Raw genomic sequence first — 14,817 nt, 5'->3', positions numbered from 1 at the left:
CGGGACAGGCTGTCACAACTGGAACAAACAGGGGCATTGCGGCGCGGTCTCCTCTTTCCGAGGTGCAGCATGCACAACCCGCCCCATGTTGTAAACATTATTGACAACCCGGCGCCATCGGGCGAGACAGGAACAAACCACTTGAGGAGCGGCACGAGCATGACACAGGCGATCACACCCACACCCACGCCCCGCACTGCGGGCAAGGTTCTGGTGGAACAGCTTCTGGTGCATGGGGCCGACCGCGCGTTCTGCGTGCCGGGCGAAAGCTATCTTGAGGTGCTGGATGCGCTGCATGACGTGTCCGACCGCTTCACCCTGATCAATGCCCGCCACGAAGCAGGGGCCGCCAACATGGCAGAGGCCCATGGCAAGCTGACCGGCAAGCCCGGCATCGCCATGGTCACGCGCGGCCCCGGCGCCTGCCATGCCTGCATCGGCGTGCATATCGCCCAGCAGGACAGCACCCCGATGATCCTGCTGATCGGCCAGGTCGGGCGCGACATGATGGATCGCGAGGCTTTTCAGGAGGTGGATTACCGCCAGATGTTCGGGGGGCTGGCGAAATGGGTGGCCCAGATCGACAGCCCCGAACGGGTGCCCGAATACATGGCGCGCGCCTTCCGCGTGGCCACGTCCGGCCGCCCGGGCCCGGTGGTTCTGGCCCTGCCCGAGGATATGCTGACCACGACCGTGACCGTCGCGGATGCGCGCGCCTATGCGCCGACACGCACGGCCATCACGCCGGGACAGGTGGCGCAGATCACCGCGCTGCTCGCGCAGGCGGAACGCCCGATGCTGCTGCTGGGCGGGTCGGGCTGGACCGATGCGGCGGCGGATGCGATCCGGCGCTTTGCCGAAACCAACCGCCTGCCGGTCACCACCTCGTTCCGTCGTCAGGACGCGATCGACAACCGCTCGGACAGCTATGTGGGCGAATTCGGCACCGCCACCGCCGCCGCCCTGCACAAGCGTCTGGCCGAGGCTGACGTGGTGCTGGTGCTGGGCGCGCGCCTGGGCGAGATGACGACAAAGGGCTATACCAACATCACCCCGCCCGAGCCGCGTCAGCGGCTGATCCATGTGCATCCCGACCCGGACGAGATCGGGCGCGTCTATGGCCCCGACCTGGGGATCGCCGCCGATATGGACAGGGTGGCGCAGGCGCTGGGCGGCATTGATCTGGCGCGGCAGAACAAATGGGGCGACTGGTGCGCCACCCTGCGCGGCGAATACATCGCCGACACCGCCCGTCCCGCCGATGGCGGCTGGGCGCTGGACATGGGGCAGGCGCTTTGCGATCTGCGCGACGACCTGCCCGCCGATACGATCATCACGCTGGATGCGGGCAATCACACCGGCTGGGCGCAGCGCTTTCTGCGCTTTGGCCGACCGGGGCGCGAGATCGGATCGACCTGCGGCTCGATGGGCTATTCGGTGCCTGCCGCCGTGGCGGCCAGCCTGGTCCATCCGGGGCGGCTGGTGCTGGCGATGGTGGGCGATGGCGGCTTCATGATGAGCGGTCAGGAACTGACCGTCGCCGCCCAATACGGCGCCACGCCGATCGTGCTTTTGTTCAACAACGGCATGTATGGCACGATCCGCATGCATCAGGAACGTGATCATCCGCTGCGTGTCTCGGGCACCGACCTCAAGACCCATGACTTCGTCCGCATGGCCGAAGGCTATGGCTGCCATGCCGAACGCGTGACCGCGACCGCCGATTTCGGGCCTGCGCTGGAACGCGCCCGCGCCTCGGGGCGGCCTGCGGTGCTGGAACTTGTGACCGATCCCGAACAGATCACCTCGCGCACCACGATCACGCGGTTGCGGGCTGCGGCGGGCGTCAAGGCATGACCATTCCCGCCGATCTTCTGGCGGATTTGCGCGCGGCAGTCGGCGATGCCCATGTCTGGACCGATCCCGCGCGCATCGCGCCGCACGCGGTAGAGGATCGGGGCCGCTGGCAAGGCCACACGCTGGCCGTGATCCGCCCTGGCAGCACCGATGAGGTCGCGGCCGTGGTCCGGCTTTGCCATGCCGCGCGCGTGCCGATGGTGCCGCAGGGTGGCAATACCGGGCTGGTGGGCGGCGGCGTGCCGGATGGCGGCGTGGTGATCGCGATGGGCCGGATGAACCGGATCCGCGCGGTCGATCCGCTGAACGCCACCCTGACGGTCGAGGCGGGCTGCACCCTGGCCGCGATCCAGACGGCGGCGGATGAGGCGGGGCAATTGTTCCCGCTCTCGCTTGCCTCCCAAGGGACCTGCCAGATCGGCGGGAACCTCTCGACCAACGCGGGCGGCACCGCCGTGCTGCGCTACGGCACCACCCGCGACCTGGTCCTTGGGATCGAGGCTGTTCTGCCCTCGGGCGAGGTGCTGAACACCCTCGGCGCGCTCCGCAAGGACAATACCGGATATGCGCTGCGCGACCTGATGATCGGGGCCGAAGGCACGCTGGGCATCATCACCGCCGCGGTGCTGCGGCTTTTCCCGCGCCCCGCCGCCACCGTCACTGCCATGGCCGCCTGTGCAGGACCGGAACAGGCGCTGGCGATCTTCGACATCCTGCGCGCGCGGTGCGGCGACACGCTGACCGCCTTCGAATATATCGAACGGTTCGGCATCAAGATGGTGCTGGATCACCTGCCCGGCGCGCGCGACCCGCTGGCAGACCCGCATCCCGCTTATGTGCTGATCGAACTGACCTCGCCCGATCCCGAGGCCGGGTTGGACGCGCGCATGGAACGCGCCCTCGCCCAGGCGATGGAGGACGGGCTGGTGCCCGATGCCGTCATCGCCACCTCGCAGACCCAGGCGCAGGCGCTGTGGAGCTTGCGTGAAAGCATGTCGGACATGCAAAAACACGCCGGCGCCTCGATCAAGCATGACGTGGCCGTGCCGGTGTCCAGGGTGGCTGAATTCATCACCCGCGGCGTGGCCGCCTGCCGCGCCCATATGCCCGATGTGCGCCCCTGCCCCTTCGGCCATTTCGGCGATGGCAACATCCATTTCAACCTGACCCGCCCCGCCGCGATGAGTGACGCCGATTTCCTGGCCCAGTATGGCGCCTTCAACCGCATCGTGCATGACCTTGTGGCCGCCATGGGCGGCTCGATCTCGGCCGAGCATGGCATCGGCCTTGCCAAGCGGGACGAGCTGCCGCGCTACAAGGATCCGGTGGCGCTGGCGCTGTGCCGCACCATCAAGGCGGCGATCGACCCCGACAACCTGATGAACCCCGGCAAGGTGCTGGCCATGACCAGCCCCGCCACCCGGCCCTTGGAAAGGATAGCCTGATGATCGATCTCTACACATGGACCACGCCAAACGGGCGCAAGGTCTCGATCCTGCTAGAGGAACTTGGCCTGCCCTATACCGCCCATGCGGTGAATATCGGCAAGAACGAACAATTCGCCGAAGATTTCCTGAAGATCGCGCCCAACAACAAGATCCCCGCCATCGTGGATCACGACACCGGCGTCAGCCAGTTCGAATCCGGCGCGATCATGATCTACCTGGCCGAGAAGACCGGAAAGTTCCTGCCGACCGAGGTGAAGGCCCGCGCCGAGGTGATGCAGTGGCTGATGTGGCAGATGGGCGGCTTCGGCCCGATGCTGGGCCAGGCGCATGTCTTTTTGAAATTCAACCGTGGTCTGTCGCAACCCGCCGAGGAACGGTTCGCCAAGGAGGCGCAGCGCCTTTATGGTGTGCTTGACCGGCAACTGGCCGACCATGACTATGTGGCGGGCGACTATTCCATCGCCGACATGGCGATTTTCCCCTGGGCCGCGCGCCATGACTGGCACGAGGTCGATCTGACCGCCTTTCCGAACGTGCTGCGCTGGTATCGCCAGCTTGCCGAACGCCCCGCGGTGCAACGCGGCTACCAGGTGCCCAGCGACGTGGGCCCGATCCCGATGCCGGCATGACCACCCGCACGGTCGTCGTCACGGGTGCCGGCAGCGGGATCGGGCGCGCAACCGCGCGGCTGTTTCTTGCCCATGGCTGGCGCGTGGCGCTGCTGGGCCGGCGCGCCGATGCGCTGGCCGACAGCGCCGAAGGCCACGCAAACGCCCGCGTCCTGCCCTGCGACGTGACGGATGAGGCGGCAGTCGATGCCGCCTTCGACATCGTGATGCAGCACTGGGGCCGGATCGACGTGCTGTTCAACAACGCGGGCCGCAATCTTGGCGCGGACACGCCCGACCTGATCGCGCCTGATGACTTCCGCGCCGTGCTGGATGTGAACGTGACGGGCGTGTTCCTCTGCGCGCGCGCGGCCTTTGCCCGGATGCGCGCACAAGACCCGCAGGGCGGGCGGATCATCAACAACGGCTCGATCAGCGCCCATGCGCCGCGCCCCGGCACCATCGCCTATACGGCGGCGAAACACGCGGTCACCGGCATGACCCGCGCGCTGTCACTGGACGGGCGGCCCTTCGGGATCGCCTGCGGGCAGATCGATATCGGCAATGCCATGTCGGGGATGGCCGACCGGATGGCCAAGGGCGTGATGCAGGCCGATGGCACCATCCGCCCCGAGGCGATGATCGACGTCTCGGTGGTGGCTGACAGCGTGTTGCACATGGCCAGCGTGCCGGATGGCGCGAATGTGCAGTTTCTGACGGTGATGCCCGTCACGATGCCCTTTGTCGGGCGCGGATAAGGAATGACACCCATGCACAGGGTTCTGAGCATCGGCACCTATGCCGCCATGGATGCCGCGGCGCTGGCCGCCGAATTCGGCGGGCCCACCCTGCCTGCGCTGGCCGATCTGGACAGCCTGCCGCAGGGGGTGCGTGACGCGGTCATCGCCATGGCCTGCAAGAGCCACGAAACCCTGGGCCCCACAGAGATGGACAGGCTGCCCAACCTCAAGCTGATCGCGCGCTATGGTGTGGGCTATGAGGCGGTCGATCTGTCCGCCGCCACCGCGCGCGGCATCGTGGTGACAAACACCCCGGACGTGCTGAACGATGATGTGGCCGACCTGGCCGTTGCCATGTGGCTGGGTGTGCTGCGCGAGGTCGAGCGCGGCATCGCCAATGTCCGCGGCGGCGATTGGGCCAATGGCGGGCCACCCTTGGCGCGCAAGGCCACCGGGCGGCGCGTGGGCATCCTGGGGATGGGGCGCATCGGGCGGGAACTGGCGGATCGTCTGGCCGCCTTCAAATGCGCGCTGCATTACAGCGCGCGCAGTCCCAAGGACGCGCCGCAGGGCTGGCAGTTTCACGACAATGCCCTATCGCTGGCTGCAGCGGTCGATGATCTGTTCGTCACGGTCGTGGGCGGACCCGAGACCGAGAACCTGATCGACGCGGACGTGTTGGCAGCGCTGGGCGCGGACGGGCATCTGATCAACCTCTCGCGCGGCAGCGTCGTGGACGAGGGCGCGCTGCTGGCCGCGCTTGAGGCCCGCACCATCCGGGGTGCGGCGCTTGATGTGTTCCGCAATGAGCCGCGCCCCGATCCGCGCCTGGTCTCGCGCCCCGATGTGCTGCCCCTGCCCCATATCGGCACCGCAACCGTCGAAACCCGCACCGAGATGGGACGCCTGCAACGCGCCAATATCCGCGCCATTCTGGACAGCAAGCCCGCGCTGACTCCGGTACCGCAGGGCTGAGGCCGCGCCGATCCGGGCCTTGCGAAAAAGCGCCCGCGCCGCTATCGCCTGCATCAGGCGCGCGCCAATCGGGGCCGCGCATCGACCCTGCCACCGAAAGGACAGCCCATGATCGAACGTATCGGAACCGGCCCGCGCATGAGCGCGATCGTCAAGCATAACGGCACCATCTACCTGGCTGGCCAGGTGGGCGAAGGCGCCACCGTGGCGGACCAGACCGCGGATTGCCTGCGCCAGATCGACGATCTGCTGGCAAAAGCCGGCAGCGACAAGACCCATATTCTGCAAACGATCATCTGGCTGGCCGACATGGCCGATTTCGCCGAGATGAATGCCGTCTGGGATGCCTGGGTCCCGCAGGGCCACACCCCCGCCCGCGCGACTGGCGAGGCCAAGCTGGCCGCGCCGAAATACCGGGTCGAAATCATCGTGACCGCCGCCGCAAAGGCGTGATCCGGGGCTGATCCCCTCTGACAGAACGACGGGGCGCCGCCATGTTTCTGCCATGATGCAGACACGGCGGCGCCTTTTTGTTGCGTCATCCTGCTTTGGTTAACAAGTTTTCACCCCGCGGGCCCCACGCGGCCCGCCAGAGGCTTCCGGCAGGACAAGATCATGGCGCAATCGTCAAAACCGCAACCGCAAGCGAAACCGCAGCCGACCCCGGCGCCCGTCAAGGCGCCCTCGGCGACGCGCACGGAAGGCGACGCGGTTTTCACCGACTTCGCCAGCATCTGATAGCCCCCCATCTCGCGACAGGATGGTGACAGCGCCGACACGCGCTGGCACAGTTGCGCCATGTCGACACCCGTCACCACGATTCCCAACATAGGCCCCGCTTTTGAGCGCGATCTTGCGCGCGCAGGCATCCATTCCGCAGAAGAGTTGCGCGCCCTTGGCCCCGATACCGCCTATGGCCGGATGATCGCCGCCGGGGTGCGTCCGCATTTCATCGGCTACTACGTGCTGGTCATGGCGCTACAGGGTCGCCCGTGGAATGATTGCAAGGGCGCGGAGAAAGCAGCCCTCAGGGTGCGGTTCGATGCGCTGAAGGCCACCCATGACGATACCGATCTGCGCCACCTTGAGGCGGTTCTGGACGCCATCGGCGTGGTCACGCCCGACCGGCTGGCGCGGCGCTGACCAAGGCGCGCGCCTTGCGATGATCCGGCCTGAATGAAAAGGGGGCACCAATCGGCACCCCCTTTCCCGTCAGTCACAAGCTGGAAAAATCAGCCGACCAGTTCCAGACCCGAGAAGAAATAGGCGATTTCTTCTGCTGCGGTTTCCGGTGCATCCGACCCGTGGACCGAGTTTTCGCCCTTGGAAATCGCGAAATCCTTGCGGATCGTGCCGGCTGCGGCTTCGGCCGGATCGGTGGCGCCCATCACTTCGCGATAGGTGGCAATCGCGTTCTCGCCTTCCAGAACCTGCACGACGACCGGCTCGGAGGCCATGAATTCGCACAGCTCGTCATAGAAGGGACGCGCGGCATGCACGCCGTAGAACACGCCGGCCTGTGCCTTGGTCAGGTGAATGCGCTTCTGCGCGATGATGCGCAGGCCCGCGGCTTCGATCTTGGCGTTGATCGCGCCGGTCAGGTTACGCTTGGTGGCGTCGGGCTTGATGATGGAAAAGGTGCGCTGAATGGCCATGTCGGTTGCTCTTTCTGTCTGCGGGGACACCGGGCCCCATGCCCTGTCCCGAACGAAATCGCCGCGCTCCTATCATGCCCCCCCGCTGTTGAAAAGCCGTGATTGACCCCGCTTGCGGCTTCGGGCATGGGGGGGCCATGTTACGCATCACAGACCTCAGCTTCAATATCGAAGGCCGCCCCCTGTTCGAGTCGGCCAGCGCCACCATACCGACCGGCCACAAAGTCGGCCTGATCGGCCGCAATGGCGCGGGCAAGACCACGCTGTTCAAACTGATCCGGGGCGAACTGCCGCTGGAAGGCGGCACGATATCCCTGCCCGCCCGCGCGCGCATCGGCGGCGTCGCACAGGAAGTGCCGGGCAACGAGGTGTCGCTGCTTGACACGGTGCTGGCCGCCGATACCGAACGCGCGGCCCTTCTGGCCGAGGCGGAAACCGCCACCGATCCCGCCCGTATCAGCGAGGTGCAGACGCGCCTTGCCGATATCGACGCCTGGTCGGCCGAGGCGCGCGCCTCCTCGATCCTGCGCGGTCTTGGCTTTGACGCGGCCGAACAGCTCATGCCCTGCTCGGCCTTCTCGGGTGGCTGGCGGATGCGCGTGGCGCTGGCGGCCGTGCTTTTCTCGCAGCCCGATTACCTGCTGCTGGACGAACCGACCAACTATCTCGACCTCGAAGGCGCGCTCTGGCTGGAAAACTACCTGGTCAAATACCCCCATACCGTGTTGATCATCAGCCATGACCGCGAGCTTCTGAACCGCGCCGTCGGTGGCATCCTGCACCTGGAAGACCGCAAGCTGACCTATTATTCGGGCAACTACGACCAGTTCGCCCGCCAGCGCGCCGCCCAACGCGCCATCCTGACCGCCGCCGCCAAGAAACAGGACGCCCGCCGCGCCCATCTGCAAAGCTTCGTGGACCGCTTCAAGGCAAAGGCCAGCAAGGCCAAGCAGGCGCAATCGCGCGTCAAGATGCTGGAAAAGATGGAAACCATCCGCGCGCCCGAAGATGCCGCGCGCACGGTCTTCTCTTTCCCGGAACCCGAGGAGTTGTCGCCGCCCATCATCTCGATCGAAAATGGCAGCGTGGGCTATGGCGACACGGTCGTGCTGCGTAACCTGAACCTGCGTATCGACCAGGATGACCGCATCGCTCTGTTGGGCAAGAACGGTCAGGGCAAATCGACCCTGTCGAAACTGCTGTCCGGCCGTCTGGCCGCAATGGGCGGCAAGACCACGCAATCCAGCAAGCTGCGGATCGGGTTCTTCGCCCAGCACCAGGTGGATGAACTGCGGGTCGAGGAAACACCGCTGCAACACCTGCTGCGTGAACGCCCTGCGGAAGGCCAGGCCAGGCTGCGCGCGCGCCTTGCGGGCTTCGGCCTTGGCGCGGCACAGGCCGAAACCGAGGTGGGACGCCTGTCAGGCGGGCAAAAGGCCCGGCTGTCGCTGCTGCTGGCAACCCTGCCCGCGCCGCATCTGCTGATCCTCGACGAGCCGACCAACCACTTGGATATCGAAAGCCGCGAGGCGCTGGTCGAGGCGCTGACCGCCTATTCCGGCGCCGTCATCCTTGTCAGCCATGACATGCACCTTTTGTCGATGGTGGCCGACCGGCTGTGGCTGGTGCAGGACGGCACCGTGCGCCCCTATGAGGAAGACCTTGAAACCTATCGGAAAATGCTGCTGCAATCCGATACGCCCGCAAAGGCGAAGGACAAGGACAAACCCAGCGAGGCTGCGCCCAAGCCCAGCCGCGACCAGATCCTTGCCCTGCGCGCCGATGTCCGCAAATGCGAGGAACGCGTCGCGAAGCTGAACGAGATGGGCGACAAGCTGGCCAAGAAACTCGCCGATCCGAGGCTCTATGACGAGCGCAAGGACGAGCTGGTCGTCTGGCAGAAGAAATACGCCGAACTGCGCGAGGCGCTGGACCGCGCCGAAGCCATGTGGATGACCGCGCTGGAAAAACTGGAAAAGGCCGAGGCGTAAGCCCGGTCTTTTCCAGCCGCGCGCACGCCGACCCGCGGGGTGGCGATCCAACGCCTATTCGGATCACTTTATCCCCGCCCGGTGTTCGAGCCTCCGTTCATGTCACAACAGTCGCAAGATCGCCGCCGCCGGATTTCAAAAAACCGGGGGCGGGCCGGTGATCGTGCGGCGGCGCGTGCCGCGCCTTGACGCCGCCCGGATCGATCAGCGGCCCATATCCTCGATGTTCCAGACGGCCCAGATGTCTCGCTTTCGGTAGCGGATGATGTCCTGCGGCGTCCAGTCGGGCCGCGCGGCCTCGTCCATCCGGCCGACGATCAGCCCGTCCGGATTGGTCTGCACGAAGGCAGCAATCGCCGCCTGATCCCGCAGCAGCGTCAGCGGCGCACGCAAACGTCCGGCGAATTGAAAATCATCCTGATAATTCGCCCCGGCATAGCCGATCTTGCCGTCACGCGGCGCCAGAATCGCAGCGATCCCCTTCGGTGACATGATCGTGCCTGCGGGTCCGATGACATAGGCGGTATTCAGCGCCAGGGCGATTGCCGGAACCGCCAGCCAGACCAGCCCCGGCCGCCGCATCATCGCCGCGACGGCAAGTACCAGCGGCACCAGAACCACAAGACCAAGCCGCAGATCAAGGAAATCCGCGATGGATTCGCCAAAGGCCCCGGTCGGTAGCGCCAGAACCACGGCCATCACACCCACCAGCACAGCCGCCACGATCCAGGGCCTGCCAAACTGCGCGGGCCAGCGATTGGCCAGCAGCAGCGCCGCCGCAGGCATCGCGGGCAGCAGGTAGTCGGGTTGCTTGCCGCTGATCAGGCTGAACAGGATGAACGGCCCCAGAAACCAGGCAAATGCGAATTTCTCGGCACTGTCCAGCGGGCGGAATTGCCAGAAGCCGGGCATCGCGACCCAGGGAAACAGCAGCATCGGCAGCGCGGCCATATAGTACCAGAACGGTTCTGCATGGGCGAAACTGTTGACGACGCGTCCCGCGCTCTGCGTCCAGAGGATTTCTTCGCGGTAGGTGGCATCCCCGGTCAGGAAAGCAGGCAAAAGCCAAAGTGCGACAAGGACAATCGCCACCCCGAACGCGGCCAGCAGACCCTTGGCGCTGAAGCGTCCAGGCCCTGCCCACCAGCGCATCGCCACCAACAGCGGCAGGACATGCACGAAGATGACCGGCCCCTTGGCGTAGACGCCGAACCCCAGAGCGGCCCCGAAGCCAAGCCAATGCAAAAGGCGCGCCTGCGGCTCCGTGCCGATCCGCCAGAGGGCGGTGGCGCATGTCACCATGGCCAGCATCAGGATGCCGTCAAAATTGGTCTCACCCCCGAAGACATAGAACGGCACCATGGTGCCCAGGATCACGACCGCCGCATTGCCGAATTCGCCCCCCGGACGCATCCGGTCGGCCAGCCGCCCGGTCAACCACAGCGCCAGCACGCAAAGCGCCGGCGCCACAAGCCGCGCGGTATACTCGCTGACACCGGGCCACCAGACCAGATTGATCAGCCAGAACAGCAGCGGCGGCTTGTGACTGTAGGGCAGGCCATTCTTGAAGGGCACCAACCAGTGATTGCCGGCCAGCATTTCCCAGGCAACCCCCAGGTAGCGCGTTTCGTTTGTCGGCATCATCGGGCGCATCACGACGTCAAGCACGAACACCAGCACGACGACAAGCAAGACGATATGGCGGTGCGGCGCGGGCGACGATGCTGTCGACGCGTTATTTCTTGTCATGCCTGGGCGCTCCGCGCATGGAAAGGGTCCCGGTGATGGATGGTGCGGGGCAGATGAGCGCACCATGCACCCGACCGGGCCTGGCGGGTCATGATGCAGGATGTCACGCAAGCTTGCATTCTTCCCATGGCCTCAACAGCTAGACGCGCGCGCGCGCGCCCCGGGCAATATGCCCATGTTCGCATTCGACCGGCCTGCCCGATCAATGGGCAGACATGTCGCGAACAGAATATGACACAGGCTCTAACAGCAATTTTTCCGCGCGTCACCGGCGTGAATCTCGCGATGCGATTTCGCCGCAGCGCGCCGCCCGTTCGGGCTATGCAGCTCCGTCATGGCTGTCTTGGCGCAGGGCCGCAGGGGCGCACTGAACGTCCCCCCGATGCCCGGCAAGATCCATCAACCCTTTGATATCCCAAACGCCAGGCGGCACATCCGCAACGGTGCTCGCAGCAACGCCCCCTTGTCGGCCCCGCGCCTCTGCGGCTAGGGTGCGGCATGGATCCGACCTTTCTCATCAGCGCCTTTGTCACCCTCTTCGTGATCATCGACCCTATCGGGCTGGTGCCGCTTTTCGTGGCGCTGACGCAGGGCATGACCGCGCGCGAGCGTCGCGCCATCGGGCTGCGCGCGGTGCTGGTGGCGGCCCTGCTGCTGCTGCTCTTCGCCGCGGCGGGCGAGGCTGTGCTGGGCTTTGTCGGCATCTCCATGCCCGCCTTCCGCATCGCGGGCGGCATCCTGCTGTTCCTGACCGCGCTTGACATGCTGTTCGAGCGCCGCGCCAAGCGCCGGCAGGATCAGACCGGCGAGGATCGGCCCGACCCTTCCGTGTTCCCGCTGGCCATTCCCCTGATCGCGGGACCCGGCGCGATCGCCACGATGATCCTGCTGGCCGGGCAGCAATCGGACCTTGCCGGGCTGGCCACTGTGACGGGCGTGATGCTGGCGGTGCTGACCATCGTGATGCTGATGTTCCTGTCCGCCTCGCTGTTCGAGCGCGCGCTGGGCCGCGTCGGGATCAACGTGGTCACGCGCCTGCTGGGCATGCTGCTGGCGGCACTGTCGGTGCAATTCGTGCTGGAAGGGCTGCGCGACTTCGGCTTTGCGGGCTGATTGCAGCGGCGCCGCACGCGCCTATATCATTGGCAGGCAAAGGGGGCATGACATGGACGGCAGCGATATCGGCAGGTTGACCTACCTGATCCTTCTGGGGGCGGTGATCCTGTCCTGGTTCTTCGTGCAGAACCGTCAGTCCCTGGGCAAGACCCTGCAACAGGCGCTGGTCTGGGGGCTGCTGTTCCTGGGTGTGATCGCGGCCTTCGGCCTGTGGTCCGACATTCGCCAGACGGTGCGCCCCACGCAGTCCGTGATCAGCGCCGAGGGACGGATCGAACTGCCGCGCGCGCCAGACGGGCATTATTACATGACCTTGCAGGTCAACGGGGCCGACATCCTGTTTCTTGTCGATACCGGGGCCAGCGACATTTACCTCAGCCAGGGGGATGCCCTGCGCGCCGGGCTTGATCCGGCGAAGCTTGCCTTCATCGGCAGCGCCATGACCGCCAATGGCCCGGTGCGGACCGCGCCGGTGCGGCTGGACAGCATCCGCCTTGGCGGGATCGAGGATCGCGGCCTGCGGGCCTTCGTCAACGAGGGCGAGATGCGTGAAAGCCTGCTGGGCATGACCTATCTGCAACGCTTCTCATCGGTCGAAATCCGCCAGGGCGCGCTGATCCTGACACGCTAGTGCGGCGGCGCTTCATCTTTCCGGAAATACTCAAAGGGCAAGGCCTGCCTCAGGCGCCGCGCTCGGCCTTCTTTTCCCAGCGCCCCGATTCCTCGGACCAGTATTGTGCGGCACAGCCCGCATCGGTCAGCGCCTTCCACTGGGCGCGGGCCTGATTCACGGCCTCGGGGTCGTTACCATCGAAGATCACGCAGACACGTTCCAGGCGCTGCACCTCGTCCGGCATCAGATCGGCCCCGTCCACTGTCATCAGGCAGGCGGGATCGTTTGCGGCCCCTGTCCCCGTGGTCAGAAGCACGGGCTGTTCGGCGTCATGCGGTCCGCCCGCAAGCCCGTGCGGCAAGAACCCGTCCGGCGCGCCCAGCCAGAGCTGCTGGTCAAGCCAATCCATCCGCTCGGGGTTGCGCCCGCGCACCGCGACGCGCCAACCGGCCTGCAGGGCGCGCGCCAGAAGCTGGGGCAAGGCCACCTCCAGCGGGTTGCGCGTCAGGTGATAGAAATAGGCAGCCCCCATCGCCGGTTACCCTCCGATCACCCCTCGAACCGGTCTGCGACCAGCCGGTTCAGCGCCATCACGCCCCAGCCGCTTGCGCCCTTGGGCGCATGGGCCGTGTCTTCCTTGACGCTGGCGACGCCGGCGATGTCCAGATGGACCCAGGGCGTGCCCTCCTGCACGAAACGCTGCAGGAACTGGGCGGCGATGATCGCACCGCCATCGCGCCCGCCCACGTTCTTCATGTCGGCGATGGGTGATTTCAGCTTGGCGTCATAGGCCGGGCCCAGCGGCATGCGCCAGGCACCTTCGCCTTCGGCGGCGGCGGCCTTGAGCACCGCATTGCACAGCGCATCGTCATTGGCGAAGACCCCCGCCTTTTCATGCCCCAGCGCGATGATGATAGCGCCGGTCAGCGTGGCCAGGTCGATCATGCCCGCGGGCTTGAACCGTTCCTGCGCGTACCAAAGCACATCGGCCAGCACCAGGCGACCTTCGGCATCGGTGTTGATCACCTCGATCGTGTCGCCCTTCATGGAACGGACCACATCGCCGGGGCGGGTAGAGCGGCCCGAGATCATGTTCTCGACCAGACCCACAAGCCCGACGACATTGGCGCGCGCGCCGCGTCGCGCCAGCGTGTGCATGACGCCCGCCACCACGCCCGCGCCGCCCATGTCCATGGTCATGTCTTCCATGCCGCCTGCGGGTTTCAGGCTGTAGCCGCCGGTATCGAAGACCACGCCCTTGCCGACCAGGGCCAGGGGGGCGGCATCCTTGGCGCCGCCCTTCCACTGCATCACCACGACCTTTGACGGGCTTTCGCTGCCATGCCCCACGGACAGAAGGCTGCCCATGCCCAGCTTTTCAAGATCCGCCTCCTCCAGCACCTCGACCTCGACGCCCAGATCGCGCAGCGCCAGAAGGCGGTCGGCAAAGCTGGTGGTGGTCAGGATATTGGCCGGCGCGCTGATCAGGTCGCGGGTCAGGAACACGCCTTCGACCGCCGCGCGCAGCGGGACCAGGGCCGCCTCGACCTCGTCTGGCTTGCTGACCATCAGGGTGATGGCGCCCGCCGTCCTGGTGTCCGCGTCGGCCGGTTTCGACTTCATCTCGTCATAGCTATAGGCGCGCAGGGCCAGCCCCATGCCGATCTGCGCCGCATGGCGCTGCGACCCGGCCATCACGGTCACGGGCGCCTTGCCCTTCAGCTTGGCCAGGGCGACACCCGCCTTGCGGGCCTCGGCCGCATTGGCGCGGCGCGGCAGGCGCACCACATCGACCGCATCAGCCGACATGCCGACAGGAAAGGCCATTGTCATGGTGTCTCCGGCCTTCAGCTTGCCGAAAGCCTCGGAGGCCAGCATCCGGTTCAGCGCGCCCTTGGTCAGGCGGTTGACCTTCCGCACGGACAGATCCAGCGCCTCGGCATTGTCGACCAGCAGGGCGATCCGCCCTTCCAGCGTTGCCAGTGCCACAAGATCGGTGGCGGCGGCTGTCAGTGTCACGGGGGCGGTCATCGGGGGTCTCTCCTGTCAAGGATGGGGGGCTACG

14 protein-coding genes are annotated in these 14,817 nt (G+C 66.2%); 10 read left to right on the top strand and 4 right to left on the bottom strand.

What is annotated here, in order from left to right; all coding sequences use genetic code 11:
• The first annotated feature begins 159 nt into the window (after positions 1 to 159).
• The 7 genes from ACFQ3C_RS15100 to ACFQ3C_RS15070 all read left to right on the top strand — a co-directional run bounded on the left by ACFQ3C_RS15100 (position 160) and on the right by ACFQ3C_RS15070 (position 6,771).
• Positions 160 to 1,857 carry a thiamine pyrophosphate-binding protein gene (locus ACFQ3C_RS15100; protein ID WP_380793506.1) on the top strand — a complete coding sequence of 566 codons (1,698 nt, stop codon included), beginning with the start codon at positions 160 to 162 and terminating at the stop codon, positions 1,855 to 1,857.
• Positions 1,854 to 3,302 carry an FAD-binding oxidoreductase gene (locus ACFQ3C_RS15095; protein ID WP_380793504.1) on the top strand — a complete coding sequence of 483 codons (1,449 nt, stop codon included), beginning with the start codon at positions 1,854 to 1,856 and terminating at the stop codon, positions 3,300 to 3,302. Before ACFQ3C_RS15100 ends, ACFQ3C_RS15095 begins: the two co-directional genes overlap by 4 nt.
• On the top strand, positions 3,302 to 3,934 hold the full coding sequence (locus ACFQ3C_RS15090; RefSeq protein ID WP_380793502.1) for a glutathione S-transferase N-terminal domain-containing protein: 633 nt from the start codon (positions 3,302 to 3,304) through the stop codon (positions 3,932 to 3,934). Before ACFQ3C_RS15095 ends, ACFQ3C_RS15090 begins: the two co-directional genes overlap by 1 nt.
• Complete coding sequence (locus ACFQ3C_RS15085; RefSeq protein ID WP_380793500.1) at positions 3,931 to 4,671, top strand: SDR family oxidoreductase; 741 nt, start codon at positions 3,931 to 3,933, stop codon at positions 4,669 to 4,671. The genes ACFQ3C_RS15090 and ACFQ3C_RS15085 overlap by 4 nt, the downstream gene beginning before the upstream one ends.
• A gap of 12 nt (positions 4,672 to 4,683) precedes the next feature.
• A complete protein-coding gene (locus ACFQ3C_RS15080) occupies positions 4,684 to 5,628 on the top strand; it encodes a 2-hydroxyacid dehydrogenase (protein WP_380793498.1) in 945 nt (314 codons plus the stop codon).
• 108 nt (positions 5,629 to 5,736) lie between these two features.
• Positions 5,737 to 6,081 carry a RidA family protein gene (locus tag ACFQ3C_RS15075; protein ID WP_380793496.1) on the top strand — a complete coding sequence of 115 codons (345 nt, stop codon included), beginning with the start codon at positions 5,737 to 5,739 and terminating at the stop codon, positions 6,079 to 6,081.
• Positions 6,082 to 6,426: 345 nt separating this feature from the next.
• Positions 6,427 to 6,771 (top strand): TfoX/Sxy family protein, encoded by a 345-nt coding sequence (locus ACFQ3C_RS15070; RefSeq protein ID WP_380793494.1) that lies wholly within the window; start codon positions 6,427 to 6,429, stop codon positions 6,769 to 6,771.
• A gap of 89 nt (positions 6,772 to 6,860) precedes the next feature.
• On the opposite strand, the gene ndk is transcribed toward ACFQ3C_RS15070, so the two are convergent.
• Entirely contained in the window at positions 6,861 to 7,283 is a 423-nt protein-coding gene (gene ndk / locus ACFQ3C_RS15065; protein WP_380793492.1) for a nucleoside-diphosphate kinase, read from the bottom strand.
• A gap of 137 nt (positions 7,284 to 7,420) precedes the next feature.
• On the opposite strand from ndk, the gene ACFQ3C_RS15060 reads away from it, so the two are divergent.
• The gene (locus ACFQ3C_RS15060) at positions 7,421 to 9,274 is read left to right on the top strand and encodes an ABC-F family ATP-binding cassette domain-containing protein (RefSeq protein WP_380793490.1); all 1,854 of its coding nucleotides are present in this window, start codon (positions 7,421 to 7,423) and stop codon (positions 9,272 to 9,274) included.
• 204 nt (positions 9,275 to 9,478) lie between these two features.
• Here the strand turns inward: ACFQ3C_RS15060 and ACFQ3C_RS15055 are convergent, their stop codons facing one another.
• Positions 9,479 to 11,023, bottom strand: coding sequence for an ArnT family glycosyltransferase (locus ACFQ3C_RS15055; RefSeq protein WP_380793488.1), 1,545 nt, complete (start codon positions 11,021 to 11,023; stop codon positions 9,479 to 9,481).
• 498 nt (positions 11,024 to 11,521) lie between these two features.
• Between ACFQ3C_RS15055 and ACFQ3C_RS15050 the strand changes: the two genes are divergently transcribed.
• Entirely contained in the window at positions 11,522 to 12,136 is a 615-nt protein-coding gene (locus tag ACFQ3C_RS15050; protein ID WP_380793486.1) for a MarC family protein, read from the top strand.
• 52 nt (positions 12,137 to 12,188) lie between these two features.
• The gene (locus tag ACFQ3C_RS15045) at positions 12,189 to 12,770 is read left to right on the top strand and encodes a retropepsin-like aspartic protease family protein (RefSeq protein WP_380793484.1); all 582 of its coding nucleotides are present in this window, start codon (positions 12,189 to 12,191) and stop codon (positions 12,768 to 12,770) included.
• 49 nt (positions 12,771 to 12,819) lie between these two features.
• Here the strand turns inward: ACFQ3C_RS15045 and ACFQ3C_RS15040 are convergent, their stop codons facing one another.
• Together ACFQ3C_RS15040 and ACFQ3C_RS15035 are read right to left on the bottom strand one after the other, a co-directional pair.
• Positions 12,820 to 13,284, bottom strand: a complete 465-nt coding sequence (locus ACFQ3C_RS15040; protein WP_380793482.1) for a DNA polymerase III subunit chi — start codon at positions 13,282 to 13,284, stop codon at positions 12,820 to 12,822.
• Positions 13,285 to 13,301: 17 nt separating this feature from the next.
• A complete protein-coding gene (locus ACFQ3C_RS15035; protein ID WP_380793480.1) occupies positions 13,302 to 14,783 on the bottom strand; it encodes a leucyl aminopeptidase in 1,482 nt (493 codons plus the stop codon).
• Between the last annotated feature and the right edge of the window lie 34 nt (positions 14,784 to 14,817).

The organism is Seohaeicola saemankumensis, assembly GCF_042678485.1.
GTDB lineage: Bacteria > Pseudomonadota > Alphaproteobacteria > Rhodobacterales > Rhodobacteraceae > Seohaeicola > Seohaeicola saemankumensis.
The sequence above is the reverse complement of the archived record's forward strand: the minus strand, read 5'-3'. Positions and strand labels throughout refer to the sequence as shown.

Bases quoted from the DNA above. Each gene is read 5' to 3' on its own strand.
- ACFQ3C_RS15100 (WP_380793506.1), top strand. From the start codon at position 160: ATGACACAGGCGATCACACCCACACCCACGCCCCGCACTGCGGGCAAG.
- ACFQ3C_RS15095 (WP_380793504.1), top strand. From the start codon at position 1,854: ATGACCATTCCCGCCGATCTTCTGGCGGATTTGCGCGCGGCAGTCGGC.
- ACFQ3C_RS15090 (WP_380793502.1), top strand. From the start codon at position 3,302: ATGATCGATCTCTACACATGGACCACGCCAAACGGGCGCAAGGTCTCG.
- ACFQ3C_RS15085 (WP_380793500.1), top strand. From the start codon at position 3,931: ATGACCACCCGCACGGTCGTCGTCACGGGTGCCGGCAGCGGGATCGGG.
- ACFQ3C_RS15080 (WP_380793498.1), top strand. From the start codon at position 4,684: ATGCACAGGGTTCTGAGCATCGGCACCTATGCCGCCATGGATGCCGCG.
- ACFQ3C_RS15075 (WP_380793496.1), top strand. From the start codon at position 5,737: ATGATCGAACGTATCGGAACCGGCCCGCGCATGAGCGCGATCGTCAAG.
- ACFQ3C_RS15070 (WP_380793494.1), top strand. From the start codon at position 6,427: ATGTCGACACCCGTCACCACGATTCCCAACATAGGCCCCGCTTTTGAG.
- ndk (WP_380793492.1), bottom strand. From the start codon at position 7,283: ATGGCCATTCAGCGCACCTTTTCCATCATCAAGCCCGACGCCACCAAG.
- ACFQ3C_RS15060 (WP_380793490.1), top strand. From the start codon at position 7,421: ATGTTACGCATCACAGACCTCAGCTTCAATATCGAAGGCCGCCCCCTG.
- ACFQ3C_RS15055 (WP_380793488.1), bottom strand. From the start codon at position 11,023: ATGACAAGAAATAACGCGTCGACAGCATCGTCGCCCGCGCCGCACCGC.
- ACFQ3C_RS15050 (WP_380793486.1), top strand. From the start codon at position 11,522: ATGGATCCGACCTTTCTCATCAGCGCCTTTGTCACCCTCTTCGTGATC.
- ACFQ3C_RS15045 (WP_380793484.1), top strand. From the start codon at position 12,189: ATGGACGGCAGCGATATCGGCAGGTTGACCTACCTGATCCTTCTGGGG.
- ACFQ3C_RS15040 (WP_380793482.1), bottom strand. From the start codon at position 13,284: ATGGGGGCTGCCTATTTCTATCACCTGACGCGCAACCCGCTGGAGGTG.
- ACFQ3C_RS15035 (WP_380793480.1), bottom strand. From the start codon at position 14,783: ATGACCGCCCCCGTGACACTGACAGCCGCCGCCACCGATCTTGTGGCA.